This is a genomic window from Ruegeria sp. Alg231-54 (assembly GCF_900143525.1).
GTDB lineage: Bacteria > Pseudomonadota > Alphaproteobacteria > Rhodobacterales > Rhodobacteraceae > Ruegeria.
Genome location: NZ_FREZ01000006.1, coordinates 56360 through 68428, shown reverse-complemented (window position 1 = coordinate 68428; position 12069 = coordinate 56360). Strand labels below are relative to the sequence as shown.

Here is a 12069-nt window from a genome sequence, read left to right as displayed (position 1 = left end):
TAGCGGAAAGAACAGAATATGGCGGACAGCTCTGACCTCGACATCGGCCCCGATAAAACGCTGCTTTTGGTGGACGATGACGAACCGTTTCTGAGACGTCTGGCAAAAGCGATGGAAAAACGCGGGTTCGAGGTTGAAACCGCAGGTTCCGTCGCCGCAGGCCGCGCCATTTCCACCGCCCGCCCGCCCGCCTATGCGGTCGTTGACCTGCGACTCGAAGATGGCAACGGTCTGGATGTCGTCGAAGTGCTGCGCGAAAAACGTCCTGACAGCCGGGTTGTAGTTCTAACCGGTTACGGGGCCATCGCCACTGCCGTCGCAGCGGTCAAAATCGGAGCAACCGACTATCTGTCCAAACCCGCCGACGCCACCGACATCACCAACGCGCTGCTGGCCAAGGGCGATGAACTGCCCCCACCACCAGAAAACCCCATGAGTGCGGACCGCGTCCGTTGGGAGCATATCCAGCGGGTCTATGAGCTGTGCGACCGGAACGTCTCCGAAACCGCGCGGCGCCTGAACATGCACCGTCGGACATTGCAACGGATATTGGCGAAGCGCAGTCCGCGTTAAATCTCTTCTGGTCGGACCAAAGCGGACCTTTGCATCGCTCTGGACGTGGAGACAGAAAAAAGCGCACTATTTCGGGGGTATCGGCAAGGGTTGCTGATGCCCTTTCTCTTGTTTTCTGCGGAACGAGGAGTCTCTAAAAATGTCTGCACTAACCTTTTCACACATCGGAGTAACCGTTCCAGACCTGGAAAAAGCGGTAGAATTCTATTCTAAGGCATTTGGACTCGATGTGCTTATGGAGCCCACCGAAGTGCTGCATGACGGTAGTGCCATAGGTCAGATGTGTGACGATGTTTTTGGAGAAGGCTGGGGTTCATTTCGGATTACTCATCTTTCGATGGGGGATGGTATAGGTATTGAACTCTTCGAGTTTCCAAACACGATCGAAGAAGAGAGGCCGTTCGAATATTGGCGTCGCGGGTTGTTCCATTTCTGTGTTCAGGATGACAACCTTGAAGAACGGGTCAAGATCATCGAAGAGCTCGGTGGAAAACAGCGAATGAAGCAGGTTCGCAAATACTACCCTGGCGATAAACCCTATCGCATGGTCTACATGGAAGATCCGTTTGGAAACGTATTTGAGCTATACAGTCACTCTTATGAACTGACCTATTCGGCCGGGGCATACGCGTGACTTGTTTGTTGGCAGACCACCAATCTGGTAGTTTCCGTGTTAAATAATTTGAAATAGTGATATGTGAATGCCGTCCAATTGCGCAGGATGACATGAACAATCTCACGACGGCATTTCGAAGGGCTCTGTCAAACTACGCCAAATTCAATGGGCGTTCTTCGCGCCCGACGTTTTGGTGGTGGGTTCTGGCCGTTCTTCTCGTTCTTCTGGTGACGCGAATAATTGATGGCGCTTTGATCGCTCCGATGCTCGGATTTGGGGTGTTTGAGCCGAACGCCGGACAACCGCTTTCCGTTTTGGTTTCGCTTGGGCTTTTGCTTCCCAATCTGGCGATTGGAGCCAGACGTTTGCACGACATCGGACGAACTGGTTGGTGGCTGTTGATTGGCTTGATTCCGATAATCGGAACTCTGGTCCTGTTGTACTTCTACATTCAGCCAAGTGAGAGTGGTTCAAACCAGTTTGGAGAATCCGACGTTTTCCCCTGATTTGAGGGATGAAAGTCGTCGTTTCAGGCTACAGTTTCAACAGCAGTTCTTCGTGCCGTTCAGTGTATGCCTGCCGCACCTCTGTCGGCGGGCGCAACGTGATCCCCAACCCCTCCATCACCGCTTTGTCCGGCCGCCCAAAAACCTTGAATGCCCTGGCCCAGGAAAAGTCTGCAATAGTGCGCCGGTCCTGACAGTTTAATGACTTGATACCAGTTCCACTTTGCCCGAGGTTCGGGCAGGGAATTCATCTTTCGTCACAATGGAGTAAATCAATGATCGGCTATGTGACCATCGGCGTTTCGGATTTGGAGCGCGCCAAAAGTTTTTATACGACACTGTTTGCCGACAAGGGCGCAAAGGTTGTGATCGACGCTGGGCGCATCGCTTTCATCGGCAATGACCCTTCGGCGCCGATGCTCGCCGTTTGCACACCCTACGATGGCGAAGCCTGCGAGACCGGCAATGGCGGAATGGTTGCTTTTGCAGCTGACTCCAAGGATGAGGCTAAGGCGCTTTACAAGAAGGCAATCAGCCTTGGTGCTACAGATGAAGGAGAACCCGGGCAGCGCGTCCCTGATAGGTTCTACGGCGCTTATGCTCGCGACCTGGACGGAAACAAACTGTGTTTTTACGTCTTCGGCTAAAGCTGCGTCAGCAGAGCCATATGACGTTCCATATACGCCCGCCGCACTTCAATCGGCGGGCGTAACGTGATCGCCAACCCCTCCATCACTGCTTTATCTGGCCGACCAAAGAATTTGGTCGCCTCAGCCTCAGAAAACCCAGCAATCTGTGTCGCCTCCATCCAGGCGCTGATCTTGTCGGCTTTTTTGATCTGCCGTTTCACTGTTTTCGGCACTTCCGCCGGCAGGCCGAACCGAATGTGGATGGCCGTTGCCAGCCGGTCATCCAGCGCGCCGTAATCCGGGCCAACGGCGGATTTAACGGGCGAGATCATATCTCCGATCACATATTCCGGCGCATCGTGTAACAGCCCGGCCAATCGCCATTTTGCCGGGGCCTTGGGTACAATCCGGCCGAAAAGCTCTTCAACCAGTAGGGAGTGCTCGGCCACGGAATATGCATAATCGCCAGCGGTTTGCCCGTTCCAGCGGGCCACAAAGGCCAGACCGTGCGCGATATCTTCGATCTCGATATCCACGGGCGTCGGGTCCAGCAAATCCAGCCTGCGACCGGAAAGCATTCGCTGCCATGCTCTGGGTTGTGTTGCCATTCTGCCATGCCTTGTGAAGTAGGACACGTTAACTTCGCGCTTTTGTGCTATGATGTACCCGTCTGGATCACAGGCTGCCAACAATTTATTGAGCTTTCGTGCTTTGAACCTGCACGTTTTGATCCCGACATATGGACTGAGGGGGGCGTACTCCTTTCAGTTGTGCCCCTCTCGTACTGAAACGCGTATCGAAAGGAGCATGTTATGTTCAAACGCCTATTTGCTATAACCCTGACCTTCGGCATGGCCGCCACTGCGCCGCCTGCTTTCGCCAAAAGCTGTGCACAGCGCGAACATGTGATCGCCAAACTGCAGGACAGTTATTCAGAAGAACTGGTCTTTGGCGGATTGCAGAAAACGCGGGGCGCACGGGCTGTTATGGAGGTTTGGACCTCGAAGACAACCGGAAGCTATACGGTTTTGGTGACCCAGGCGAACGGCATTAGTTGTATTGTCGCCGTTGGCACAGATTTTTTTGAAGCGATACCAAAGTTAGAGCTAAAGGGTGAACCAAGTTGATTTGAGTCACAGGTTCACTCGGTTTTCGGCCATTTGCGTTGCCACCTGCCCCAAGGAATGCTAGGGGCTGCCCGGACTGTGATTTACCGGAAATGGAGCACCTGATGGCCGGGGACTATATCGTTAAAGACATTTCATTGGCTGGGTTTGGCCGCAAAGAGCTGGACATTGCCGAAACCGAGATGCCGGGCCTGATGTCCCTGCGTTCCGAATATGGCGAAAGCAAACCTCTGGCGGGTGCTCGTATCGTCGGTTCGCTGCACATGACCATTCAGACAGCTGTTCTGATCGAAACTCTGGTCGCGCTGGGCGCGGACGTGCGCTGGGCATCGTGCAACATCTTCTCGACTCAGGACCACGCGGCGGCAGCAATTGCCGAGGTAGGTATTCCTGTATTCGCCATCAAGGGTCAGACTCTGGAAGAGCACTGGGATTATCTGGACAAATCCTTCCTGTTCGACGATGGCCCCAACATGATCCTCGACGATGGTGGCGACGCGACACTGTACATTCTGCTGGGCGCACGTGCCGAAGCGGGTGAGGACATCATCGCTGTTCCGACGTCCGAAGAAGAAGAAGTCATTAAAGCTCAGATTGCCAAGCGCATGGCGGCATCACCAGGTTGGTTCACCAAGATGCGCGACCAGATTCAGGGCGTGTCCGAGGAAACCACCACCGGTGTGAACCGCCTGTATCAACTGGTGAAAGACGGCCAGCTGCCATTCCCGGCGATCAACGTGAACGACTCGGTCACCAAGTCGAAATTCGACAACAAATATGGCTGTAAGGAATCGCTGGTCGACGGCATCCGCCGCGCCACTGACACCATGATGGCCGGCAAGGTTGCTGTGGTCTGCGGTTACGGTGACGTTGGCAAAGGCTCGGCAGCGTCGCTGCGCGGGGCTGGTGCCCGTGTGAAAGTGACCGAAGTTGACCCGATCTGCGCCCTGCAGGCCGCGATGGACGGTTTCGAAGTCACGCTGCTGGAAGACGAAGTCGCATCTGCCGACATCTTCATCACCACCACTGGCAACAAGGACGTGATCCGCATTGAACATATGCGCGAGATGAAGGACATGGCGATCGTCGGCAATATTGGTCACTTCGACAACGAGATTCAGGTGGCCAGCCTGAAGAACCACAAGTGGACCAACATCAAAGAACAGGTGGACATGATCGAACTGCCCTCGGGCAATCGCATCATCCTGCTGTCCGAAGGCCGCCTGCTGAACCTCGGCAATGCGACCGGTCACCCATCTTTCGTGATGTCGGCCTCGTTCACCAACCAGGTTCTGGCGCAGATCGAGCTGTTCACCAAGGGCGACCAGTATAACAACGACGTCTACATCCTACCCAAGCATCTGGATGAAAAAGTTGCGCGTCTGCATCTGGACCGTATCGGTGTCAAACTTACCAAGATGGACAACGAGCAGGCGTCTTACATTGGCGTGAAGCCCGAAGGCCCCTACAAGCCGGAACATTACCGTTATTGAGTGCGAAAGAACGCATGAGCAAACACTCCGGACGCCGCCGATTCCTGTTATCGGCGGCGTCTTTTGTTTTTAGTATCGCTGTTGTAGCCATCCTGTTCGGAGGGGGCGGATGGTGGTTGCTGGCGCATCCGGAAACACCCGTGCCATCGCATTGGAACCCCTTGCGAGAACTGAAAATAACTGCACCGGTCACGCCAATTACCCTGTTTCAGCTTAATCGCGCGCCGTTGAACGAAGTACAGTGCCGCGCCGCCTTGGTCGACGCCGGCGCGAACTTTGAGGCGATGGATGATCTGGTCGTGGATGAGAATTGCGGCATCACCGGGCGTGGTCTGTTGTCTGCGCTGGTGACATCGGATGTAAATGCGGTTGAAACCAGTTGCGCGACCACTCTGCGGCTGGCCATGTGGGAACATCATGTCGTTCAACCCACTGCGAGAGATCTTTTGGGCACGCAGGTCAGCCGGTTGCGGCATGTGGGCAGTTACAATTGCCGCCAGATGCGCACCGCTCAGGGTCAGAGCAGCGGTTGGAGCAGCCATGCCAAGGCGGATTCCATTGATATTGTTGGTTTACAGCTCGCCGATGGGCGCAGCCTGACCTTGCTATCCGATTGGGGCGCCGAAGGACCTGACGGTGTATTTCTGCGCCAGATCTGGCGCGGCGGATGTGATTGGTTTCGTGTGGTATTGGGTCCTGATTTCAATCGCCTGCACGCGGACCACTTTCATCTTCAGGGTCCCGGTTGGGGTTATTGCCGATAGTTTACCGTGATGGGTATTTAACGCAGGGACGGAAAGAAATCTCCGCGTCCTTGTGGTGTAAAATCCAGAATATTCCACAGGGGCCACGCTGCATCTACGTGCCGCGGATGCCAGTCACTGGGCTCGAAGAACAGCTCGGAACTCCAGAAATGGCTTATGCCGTCCGCATCGCGCTGAAAGACGTTCAGGATCGGCAGTTGGCTTCCATCCTCGGCCTCGGCCAGATAGTCGCGCTGATAGTCTGTGCCCAATGCAGAAAAAAGCGGTAGATCATCCCACGACATATCCGCTTTTAGCGCTGCCAGCCTTTCACAGGTGTTTTGCGCCACGACCGCAAAGGCGATTTTCTGCGATATATGGGCGATCTGTCCATTCAACCCGTCCAGAAAGGCAGAACACATCGGGCAAGGTGCCTCTGCATCCGGCCCGTACATAAGCGAGTATATTGCCAAGGTGTCATGTGATCCGAACAAAGACGACAGCGGCGTCGGCGCACCTCGATCAGACCGAAATGCATAGTCCCGCGGAACTGCCCCGCCTTTGGGCAAACTGCGACGCAGCTTTGCAACCTTTTCAATTTGAGCCCGCAGTTCAGCCTCAGCCGACAGCAAGGTGTTTCGTGCGGTTCTGTATTGCGAAGTTTCGTTGGGTAGCGACACGGGCATTGTGACCTCCTGATTCCAAAACGAATGATATATTTAACCTTATTGTTAAATAAAGGTTCGTCAAAATCAAGCCTCAGATCAGACCGGCAGGGTTTAGGGGGAATGCCGCTAATTTTTCCCTTTGTGCAAATTCCCGCTCCCGTTACCGTGTCTGCGGCGCTGGTAAGGCCAAAAACGAGTTTCAACCGGGAGATAACCATGGGAAAACGCGACGACCTGATCGCTAAATATGCCGAGGACCTGAAGTCCAAATGCGGTATGGACGCAGATATGGATCTGCTGACTAAAGTCACAATCGGCTGTGGCCCTGCAATTTATGACGCCGACGCATCGACTGTCGCGGCAACTCAGGAAGGTGAGTTGGAAACGGTCAAGAACAACTTCCTCATCAAAAAGCTGGGCCTGTCGGACGGACCGGAACTGATGGAAGCGATCAACAAGGCGCTGGAAACCTATGGCATGTCCGAGCGCAACAAATACCGCGCTGTCGTGTATTACATGCTGACCAAGCATTTCGGCAAAGAGGCTGTTTACAGCTGATCCCGCCACACCTTTTTTGCAGCGCCCGTCAGATCCCTGGCGGGCGTTTCCAATTTTAAGTACTTGCCGTTTGAACCGCGCCGCGAGGATCGGTTAGTGTCAGGACGTGACCAGGACGGTCAGAGCCAAAATTTCCATACGCGTGTGGTGAGTCGGGAGCACGCGGGGTAGGGAAGGTTCTGCATCTGTCAGGGCCTTCCCTTTAATCTGGTATTAAGTAGCCTGTGTGCCGCCCAGGTCGCAGATCACCTGCCATTCCGCATCGCTGACCGGCTGAACAGACAGGCGCGAGTTTTTGACCAGCACCATTTCCCCCAAACGTTCGTCAGCCTTGATCTGGTCCAGCGTGACAGGGGTTGTAAACGGGCGAACGGCCTTGATGTCCACGCATTCCCAACGCTCATCATCCGTGGTGCTGTCGGGGTGCGCCGGCGCGCAGACCTCGACAATACCAACAATCGCCTTGTCCTTTTGCGAGTGGTAGAAGAACCCGCGATCGCCAACCGCCATCTGACGCATGAAATTGCGCGCCTGATAGTTGCGCACGCCGTCCCATTCTTCGCCCGCATCCCCTTTGGCAACCTGTTGGTCCCACCCCCAAGTCGATGGTTCGGATTTGAACAGCCAATACGCCATCAGCCTATGACCTTTTTCCACGCAATCAGGTCAACCGATTGGAACAACCCGGCTTTTGCGTAAGGGTCATTGTCCGCCCAGTTTTGCGCGGCGGCCATGTCCTCGACCTCCAGAATAATCAGCGAACCGATCATCGCTTCCCCTTCCAGCAAGGGACCCGCCTGCGCAACGACACCCGTTTCCTCGATATAGGCCAGGTGGGCCGAGCGGTTGTCCAGCCGGGTTTGCAGCGCGCCGTCCTTGTCACGGGCAATGAGAGCGATCAGCATATTATTCCTCCTTCAGGGGTCGGTTGAGCAGGGTTTGAATGGCTTCGGTCACACTGTATGCGCCACTGCTTAGGTCTGCCACCGTTGTACTGATAGGCATATCCAGCCCTTCGGCGGTGGCAATTTCCGTCATGGCGCGCGCAGTGGCGACGCCTTCAACGGTTGTGTGGGTATCGAACTGGATATTCCGACCCAATGATAGGCCAAAGCGATAGTTTCGGGATAGTTCGGACGAGCAAGTCAGGACCAGATCCCCCAATCCAGACAATCCCATAAGCGTATCGGGTCGCGCCCCGCGCATCAGCGCAAAGCGCTGCATTTCTGCAAACCCGCGTGTCATCAAGGCGGCGCGCGCGCTGTCGCCCAACCCGGCCCCGATTGCAGCACCACATCCAATGGCGATCACGTTTTTCAAGGCGCCGCCCAATTCGGCCCCGATCACGTCAGACGTGCGATAAAGGCGCAGATTCGCTGTGGTCAAATCTTCCTGCAAAGTCCGGCCAAGCGTGTTATCGGCGCAGGCCAGGGTCAGCGCGGTCGGCAGTCCGCTCGCAATGTCGTCGGCAAAGCTGGGCCCGGTCAGCAAAGCAGGTCGCGCATCCGGGACCGTTTGCTGGATCACTGAAATCGGCCCAAGTCCGGACGAAAGCTCAATACCCTTGCAGCATGCCACCAGGGTTTTTCCGGCGAGAGCTGAGGCATGTTCAAGCAGGGCGTCGCGCAATTTCTGCATGGGGACGGCCATCAGCAGGACATCAGCCTCGGTTGCCTGATCGATGTTCGATGTTACCGTGATATCAGTAGGCAAGGCCACGCCAGGCAAACGCTGGGTGTTTTCACGCGCTGTTTGCATATGCTGGGCCTGATCCTGATCCCGAGACCAAAGCGTAACCGACCCGTTCCCGGTCAATGAAATGGCCAGGCTCGTGCCGAATGCGCCGGATCCCAGAACGGAAACGCTCATGCCTTGGCGCCTTTCTTACCGCCGCCCAACATCGCGGGGCTGGTTTTATCCAGCGGCCAGCGTGGGCGGGCGGTCAGGTCCAGCCCGTCGCGTGCGCCTATGCGAAACCGTTCTATTCCGGCAAATGCGATCATGGCGGCATTGTCGGTGCAAAGGTTGAGTGGTGGTGCGGTAAAGCGCGCGCCTTTTTCCGCGCAAACAGTCTCTAACGCGGATCGAATGGCGGTATTGGCGGCCACACCACCAGCGACGGCAACAACCGGGTCTGTAGGGTTTTCCTCAAGATACCTGTCAATTGCGCGGCGGGTTTTTTCGGCCAGAGTATCGACGATGGCTTGCTGAAATCCGGCACACAGATCAGCGCGGTCCTGACGGGTCAGGCCGCCCTTTTCGGCAACAATCTGATCCCGCATCCGCATCAACGCGGTTTTCAGCCCCGAAAAGGAGAGATCACATCCCGGCCGATCCAGCAGAGGTCGGGGAAACCGGAAACGCTTGGGATCGCCAGAACGTGCTTCAGTCTCCACAAAAGGACCGCCGGGTTGCGACAGGCCCAGCAAGCGGGCGGTTTTGTCGAACGCCTCGCCGGGGGCATCGTCAATTGTTCCGCCCAGTCGCGTAAATTGTTCCGGCCCGTGCGCGATCAGGTACTGACAGTGCCCGCCTGAAACCAACAACATCAGATAGGGAAACGCGATACTATCCGTCAGGCGCGGCGTCAGCGCATGACCCGCCAGATGGTTTACGCCTATCAGGGGAAGCCCGGTCGCGGCACTCAGCCCCTTGGCGCACATGACGCCGGACATGACCCCGCCGATCAGGCCGGGACCCGCAGTGACGGCGATCGCATCCATATCGGCCAGTGTCAGTCCTGCAGCCTCTAACGCCTGCACCACGCAAATATCCAGCTTTTCGGCATGGGCCCGCGCTGCGATTTCGGGCACGACGCCGCCAAATGCGCTGTGCAGCTCGGTTTGACCGTGAACGATAGACGACAGAACCTCGGCACCCGCACCATCGGATTGGCGCACAACAGCGGCGGCCGTGTCATCACAGCTGCTTTCCAATCCAAGAACGGTAAGTGTTTGCACCATAGGCCTGATCCGTTGCATCATGACACTCAAGCGGGGTATCACCCTGCGCGGACGCAAACAATCCCAAGGCCGAAGGCCCCGCCATTGTATTTGTTGATGACCCGCCCTCGCGCCGCCTCTGAAAGGTTTGTGGCACAGCTGTCGGACCGCGTCAGGTCGCGGGTGGATGTCATCTATTCTCCGATCCTGGAAATCCGACCCCTGAGGGTTGCGGTCGAAACGGACGGAATTCGCGGATTGATCTTTACTTCGGCCAACTCGGTCAATGCCGCCGCGTCGCTGGGCGTTAAGCCCGATCTGCCCGCCTATTGTGTTGGTCCGGCGACCACTGGAACAGCCAAAGGGGCTGGATGGGATGCATTGATGGTGGGCAATACCGCCGAAGAACTGGTGGCCAACCTGTTGAAACACCGGCCTGAAAGCCCATTGCTGCATCTCAGGGGTGAACATACGCGGGGAAATGTTGCCGGGCGTCTGACCGAATCGGGGCTGACGGTTCACGAACAGATTGTTTATCAACAGCGTTTGTTACCGCTGACATCCGAAGCGGCTGCGGCCACATCCGGTGACAGACCTGTTCTCGCACCGCTGTTTTCGCCCCGAACGGCGCGACAATTTGCCGAAATTTGGACCGGAACCGCGCCCTTGTGGCTGGTTGCCATTAGCGAAGCCACGGCCGAGCCCCTTTATTCCTTGGACTATGAGCGCCTGAAGATCGCCAAAGAGCCGACACCCAAGAAAATGCGGAAAGTCGTGAAAAAGCTTGTCAAACACGCGATGCGGGTTGAGCGTGGAGGGACCACTGATTAACTTAGAGCGGTCTGTTATTCATATGAAATTGGATTCGATAAGGGGAACGTCGCGGTGGCTCGTAAGAAAAAAACCGATCAAAAGCCGGTGGAAGACCCCAAGTCGGACGAAACGGTTGAATTCACCTCGCAGCGTGATGAGACTGTCGTTGACGCAGATGAGCCGGTAGAAGAGACACTTTCCGAAGCCGAAGCCGAAGCCGAAGCCGAAGCCGAAGCCGAAGCCGAAGCCGAAGCCGAAGCCGAAGCCGAAGCCGAAGCCGAAGCCGAAGCCGAAGCCGAAGCCGAAGCCGAAGCCGAAGCCGAAGCCGAAGCCGAAGCCGAAGCCGAAGCCGAAGCCGAAGCGGCTGTGGAACTGACCCAGGAAGAGAACTCCACTCCGCCGGAAGAAGCGCATCGTGAAGAGCCGCAGCAGGAAGAAAAACGAAGTGGATTCGTTCCCGCTTTGCTCGGCGGTGTTATCGCGGCGGGAATCGGGTTTGCAGCCGGCAGCGCGGGCTTGTTCGGATCTGGTGATACAGATGCGCTTTCGACGCTCGAGGCGAAGCTCAACGATCAGTCCACTCAGATCGAGGCACTGACAAAATCCCTGTCCGACACATCTGGCGTCGACAGCAAGATTGCAGCGCTGACCGATCAGGTGACACCGATCACAACCGATCTGGATACGCTCAAATCCAGTGTCGATGAACTGGCGGGCAAGATTGATCCTTTGGCCAGTCGCCTAAGTAAAATTGAAAGTGACGCTCTGACCCAAGGCGCGTCCCCCGAAGCGTCGGCAGCCTTTGAGGCCGAACTGAAAAAATTACAGGACTCACTGGCGGCGCAGCGGGCCGAAGTAGAAAAAATGGTGTCGGACGCACAAGCGCTTGAGGCGAAAGCCTCGGCAGAGGCTCTGGCAGCGACCAACGCGGCGATCCTGTCGCGCCTGCATGGTCAACTGGATGCTGGTCATCCTTACGCAGACCTTGTCGCCGAACTGAAGGCAGGCGGCGTTGATGTGCCTGAGGCGCTATCGGGCCCCGCCGATAAGGGTGTTGCAAGCGTGTCGACCTTGCGGGCATCGTTCTCACCCGCTGCGCGAACCGCGTTGGCGGAAGCACGGGATGCGGACAAAGCCACCGGTCTGGTGGCGTTCCTGCAGCGACAGACCGGGGCGCGTTCGGTCACCCCACAAGATGGCGATGGTCCGGATGCGATCCTGTCTCGTGCCGAGTCGGCTCTGTCCAGTGGTGACGTCTCAACGGCCCTGACCGAACTTAAATCCCTGCCCGAAGCGGCGCAGGCAGCTATGGCTGATTGGGAGCAGGCAGCCCAGGCGCGGGTTTCCGCGGTGGATGCCGCCAATGCGCTTCAGCCTAGCGTGAACTCGAACTGAAGGACC

At 56.5% G+C, this 12069-nt stretch carries 16 protein-coding genes; 10 read left to right on the top strand and 6 right to left on the bottom strand.

Annotation, left to right across the window (positions count from 1 at the left end):
- The first annotated feature begins 18 nt into the window (after nt 1-18).
- The 4 genes from DHN12_RS12410 to DHN12_RS12395 all read left to right on the top strand — a co-directional run bounded on the left by DHN12_RS12410 (nt 19) and on the right by DHN12_RS12395 (nt 2342).
- Nucleotides 19-573, top strand: coding sequence for an ActR/PrrA/RegA family redox response regulator transcription factor (locus tag DHN12_RS12410; RefSeq protein ID WP_058275167.1), 555 nt, complete (start codon nt 19-21; stop codon nt 571-573).
- Between the two features lie 139 nt (nt 574-712).
- Nucleotides 713-1207, top strand: coding sequence for a lactoylglutathione lyase family protein (locus DHN12_RS12405; RefSeq protein ID WP_108860493.1), 495 nt, complete (start codon nt 713-715; stop codon nt 1205-1207).
- Nucleotides 1208-1299: 92 nt separating this feature from the next.
- Nucleotides 1300-1695 carry a DUF805 domain-containing protein gene (locus tag DHN12_RS12400; RefSeq protein WP_108860492.1) on the top strand — a complete coding sequence of 132 codons (396 nt, stop codon included), beginning with the start codon at nt 1300-1302 and terminating at the stop codon, nt 1693-1695.
- A gap of 275 nt (nt 1696-1970) precedes the next feature.
- Nucleotides 1971-2342, top strand: a complete 372-nt coding sequence (locus DHN12_RS12395; RefSeq protein WP_108860491.1) for a VOC family protein — start codon at nt 1971-1973, stop codon at nt 2340-2342.
- On the opposite strand, the gene DHN12_RS12390 is transcribed toward DHN12_RS12395, so the two are convergent.
- The gene (locus DHN12_RS12390) at nt 2339-2932 is read right to left on the bottom strand and encodes an HD domain-containing protein (RefSeq protein ID WP_108860490.1); all 594 of its coding nucleotides are present in this window, start codon (nt 2930-2932) and stop codon (nt 2339-2341) included. The genes DHN12_RS12395 and DHN12_RS12390 overlap by 4 nt on opposite strands.
- Nucleotides 2933-3136: 204 nt before the next feature.
- Here DHN12_RS12390 and DHN12_RS12385 point away from each other — a divergent pair, with 204 nt between their 5' ends.
- The 3 genes from DHN12_RS12385 to DHN12_RS12375 all read left to right on the top strand — a co-directional run bounded on the left by DHN12_RS12385 (nt 3137) and on the right by DHN12_RS12375 (nt 5708).
- Nucleotides 3137-3451, top strand: a complete 315-nt coding sequence (locus tag DHN12_RS12385; RefSeq protein ID WP_108860489.1) for a hypothetical protein — start codon at nt 3137-3139, stop codon at nt 3449-3451.
- A 104-nt stretch (nt 3452-3555) separates the two neighbouring features.
- Complete coding sequence (ahcY, locus tag DHN12_RS12380; RefSeq protein ID WP_108860488.1) at nt 3556-4944, top strand: adenosylhomocysteinase; 1389 nt, start codon at nt 3556-3558, stop codon at nt 4942-4944.
- 14 nt (nt 4945-4958) lie between these two features.
- Nucleotides 4959-5708: an extensin family protein gene (locus DHN12_RS12375; RefSeq protein ID WP_108860487.1), complete on the top strand. Its 750-nt coding sequence runs from the start codon at nt 4959-4961 to the stop codon at nt 5706-5708.
- 17 nt (nt 5709-5725) lie between these two features.
- On the opposite strand, the gene DHN12_RS12370 is transcribed toward DHN12_RS12375, so the two are convergent.
- Nucleotides 5726-6373 (bottom strand): DUF899 family protein, encoded by a 648-nt coding sequence (locus DHN12_RS12370; RefSeq protein WP_108860486.1) that lies wholly within the window; start codon nt 6371-6373, stop codon nt 5726-5728.
- A gap of 198 nt (nt 6374-6571) precedes the next feature.
- Here DHN12_RS12370 and DHN12_RS12365 point away from each other — a divergent pair, with 198 nt between their 5' ends.
- On the top strand, nt 6572-6913 hold the full coding sequence (locus DHN12_RS12365; protein ID WP_108860485.1) for a DUF2853 family protein: 342 nt from the start codon (nt 6572-6574) through the stop codon (nt 6911-6913).
- 213 nt (nt 6914-7126) lie between these two features.
- Here DHN12_RS12365 and DHN12_RS12360 read toward each other — a convergent pair whose 3' ends face one another.
- From DHN12_RS12360 to tsaD, 4 genes are read right to left on the bottom strand one after another with little or no spacing between them, the layout of a single operon-like run.
- Nucleotides 7127-7549: an EVE domain-containing protein gene (locus DHN12_RS12360; RefSeq protein WP_108860484.1), complete on the bottom strand. Its 423-nt coding sequence runs from the start codon at nt 7547-7549 to the stop codon at nt 7127-7129.
- Nucleotides 7549-7818: a YciI family protein gene (locus DHN12_RS12355; protein ID WP_108860483.1), complete on the bottom strand. Its 270-nt coding sequence runs from the start codon at nt 7816-7818 to the stop codon at nt 7549-7551. The genes DHN12_RS12360 and DHN12_RS12355 overlap by 1 nt, the downstream gene beginning before the upstream one ends.
- 1 nt (nt 7819) lies before the next feature.
- On the bottom strand, nt 7820-8782 hold the full coding sequence (locus DHN12_RS12350; RefSeq protein WP_108860482.1) for an NAD(P)H-dependent glycerol-3-phosphate dehydrogenase: 963 nt from the start codon (nt 8780-8782) through the stop codon (nt 7820-7822).
- Nucleotides 8779-9876 carry a tRNA (adenosine(37)-N6)-threonylcarbamoyltransferase complex transferase subunit TsaD gene (gene tsaD / locus DHN12_RS12345; RefSeq protein ID WP_108860481.1) on the bottom strand — a complete coding sequence of 366 codons (1098 nt, stop codon included), beginning with the start codon at nt 9874-9876 and terminating at the stop codon, nt 8779-8781. The genes DHN12_RS12350 and tsaD overlap by 4 nt, the downstream gene beginning before the upstream one ends.
- A 96-nt stretch (nt 9877-9972) precedes the next feature.
- Between tsaD and DHN12_RS12340 the strand changes: the two genes are divergently transcribed.
- Both DHN12_RS12340 and DHN12_RS12330 read left to right on the top strand, forming a co-directional pair.
- Nucleotides 9973-10686 (top strand): uroporphyrinogen-III synthase, encoded by a 714-nt coding sequence (locus DHN12_RS12340; RefSeq protein WP_108860480.1) that lies wholly within the window; start codon nt 9973-9975, stop codon nt 10684-10686.
- 54 nt (nt 10687-10740) lie between these two features.
- The gene (locus tag DHN12_RS12330; protein WP_199913505.1) at nt 10741-12063 is read left to right on the top strand and encodes a hypothetical protein; all 1323 of its coding nucleotides are present in this window, start codon (nt 10741-10743) and stop codon (nt 12061-12063) included.
- Nucleotides 12064-12069 lie beyond the last annotated feature (6 nt).

Excerpts from the sequence above, each read along its gene's own strand:
- DHN12_RS12410 (WP_058275167.1), top strand. The coding sequence starts at position 19 with ATGGCGGACAGCTCTGACCTCGACATCGGCCCCGATAAAACGCTGCTT.
- DHN12_RS12405 (WP_108860493.1), top strand. The coding sequence starts at position 713 with ATGTCTGCACTAACCTTTTCACACATCGGAGTAACCGTTCCAGACCTG.
- DHN12_RS12400 (WP_108860492.1), top strand. The coding sequence starts at position 1,300 with ATGAACAATCTCACGACGGCATTTCGAAGGGCTCTGTCAAACTACGCC.
- DHN12_RS12395 (WP_108860491.1), top strand. The coding sequence starts at position 1,971 with ATGATCGGCTATGTGACCATCGGCGTTTCGGATTTGGAGCGCGCCAAA.
- DHN12_RS12390 (WP_108860490.1), bottom strand. The coding sequence starts at position 2,932 with ATGGCAACACAACCCAGAGCATGGCAGCGAATGCTTTCCGGTCGCAGG.
- DHN12_RS12385 (WP_108860489.1), top strand. The coding sequence starts at position 3,137 with ATGTTCAAACGCCTATTTGCTATAACCCTGACCTTCGGCATGGCCGCC.
- ahcY (WP_108860488.1), top strand. The coding sequence starts at position 3,556 with ATGGCCGGGGACTATATCGTTAAAGACATTTCATTGGCTGGGTTTGGC.
- DHN12_RS12375 (WP_108860487.1), top strand. The coding sequence starts at position 4,959 with ATGAGCAAACACTCCGGACGCCGCCGATTCCTGTTATCGGCGGCGTCT.
- DHN12_RS12370 (WP_108860486.1), bottom strand. The coding sequence starts at position 6,373 with ATGCCCGTGTCGCTACCCAACGAAACTTCGCAATACAGAACCGCACGA.
- DHN12_RS12365 (WP_108860485.1), top strand. The coding sequence starts at position 6,572 with ATGGGAAAACGCGACGACCTGATCGCTAAATATGCCGAGGACCTGAAG.
- DHN12_RS12360 (WP_108860484.1), bottom strand. The coding sequence starts at position 7,549 with ATGGCGTATTGGCTGTTCAAATCCGAACCATCGACTTGGGGGTGGGAC.
- DHN12_RS12355 (WP_108860483.1), bottom strand. The coding sequence starts at position 7,818 with ATGCTGATCGCTCTCATTGCCCGTGACAAGGACGGCGCGCTGCAAACC.
- DHN12_RS12350 (WP_108860482.1), bottom strand. The coding sequence starts at position 8,782 with ATGAGCGTTTCCGTTCTGGGATCCGGCGCATTCGGCACGAGCCTGGCC.
- tsaD (WP_108860481.1), bottom strand. The coding sequence starts at position 9,876 with ATGGTGCAAACACTTACCGTTCTTGGATTGGAAAGCAGCTGTGATGAC.
- DHN12_RS12340 (WP_108860480.1), top strand. The coding sequence starts at position 9,973 with ATGACCCGCCCTCGCGCCGCCTCTGAAAGGTTTGTGGCACAGCTGTCG.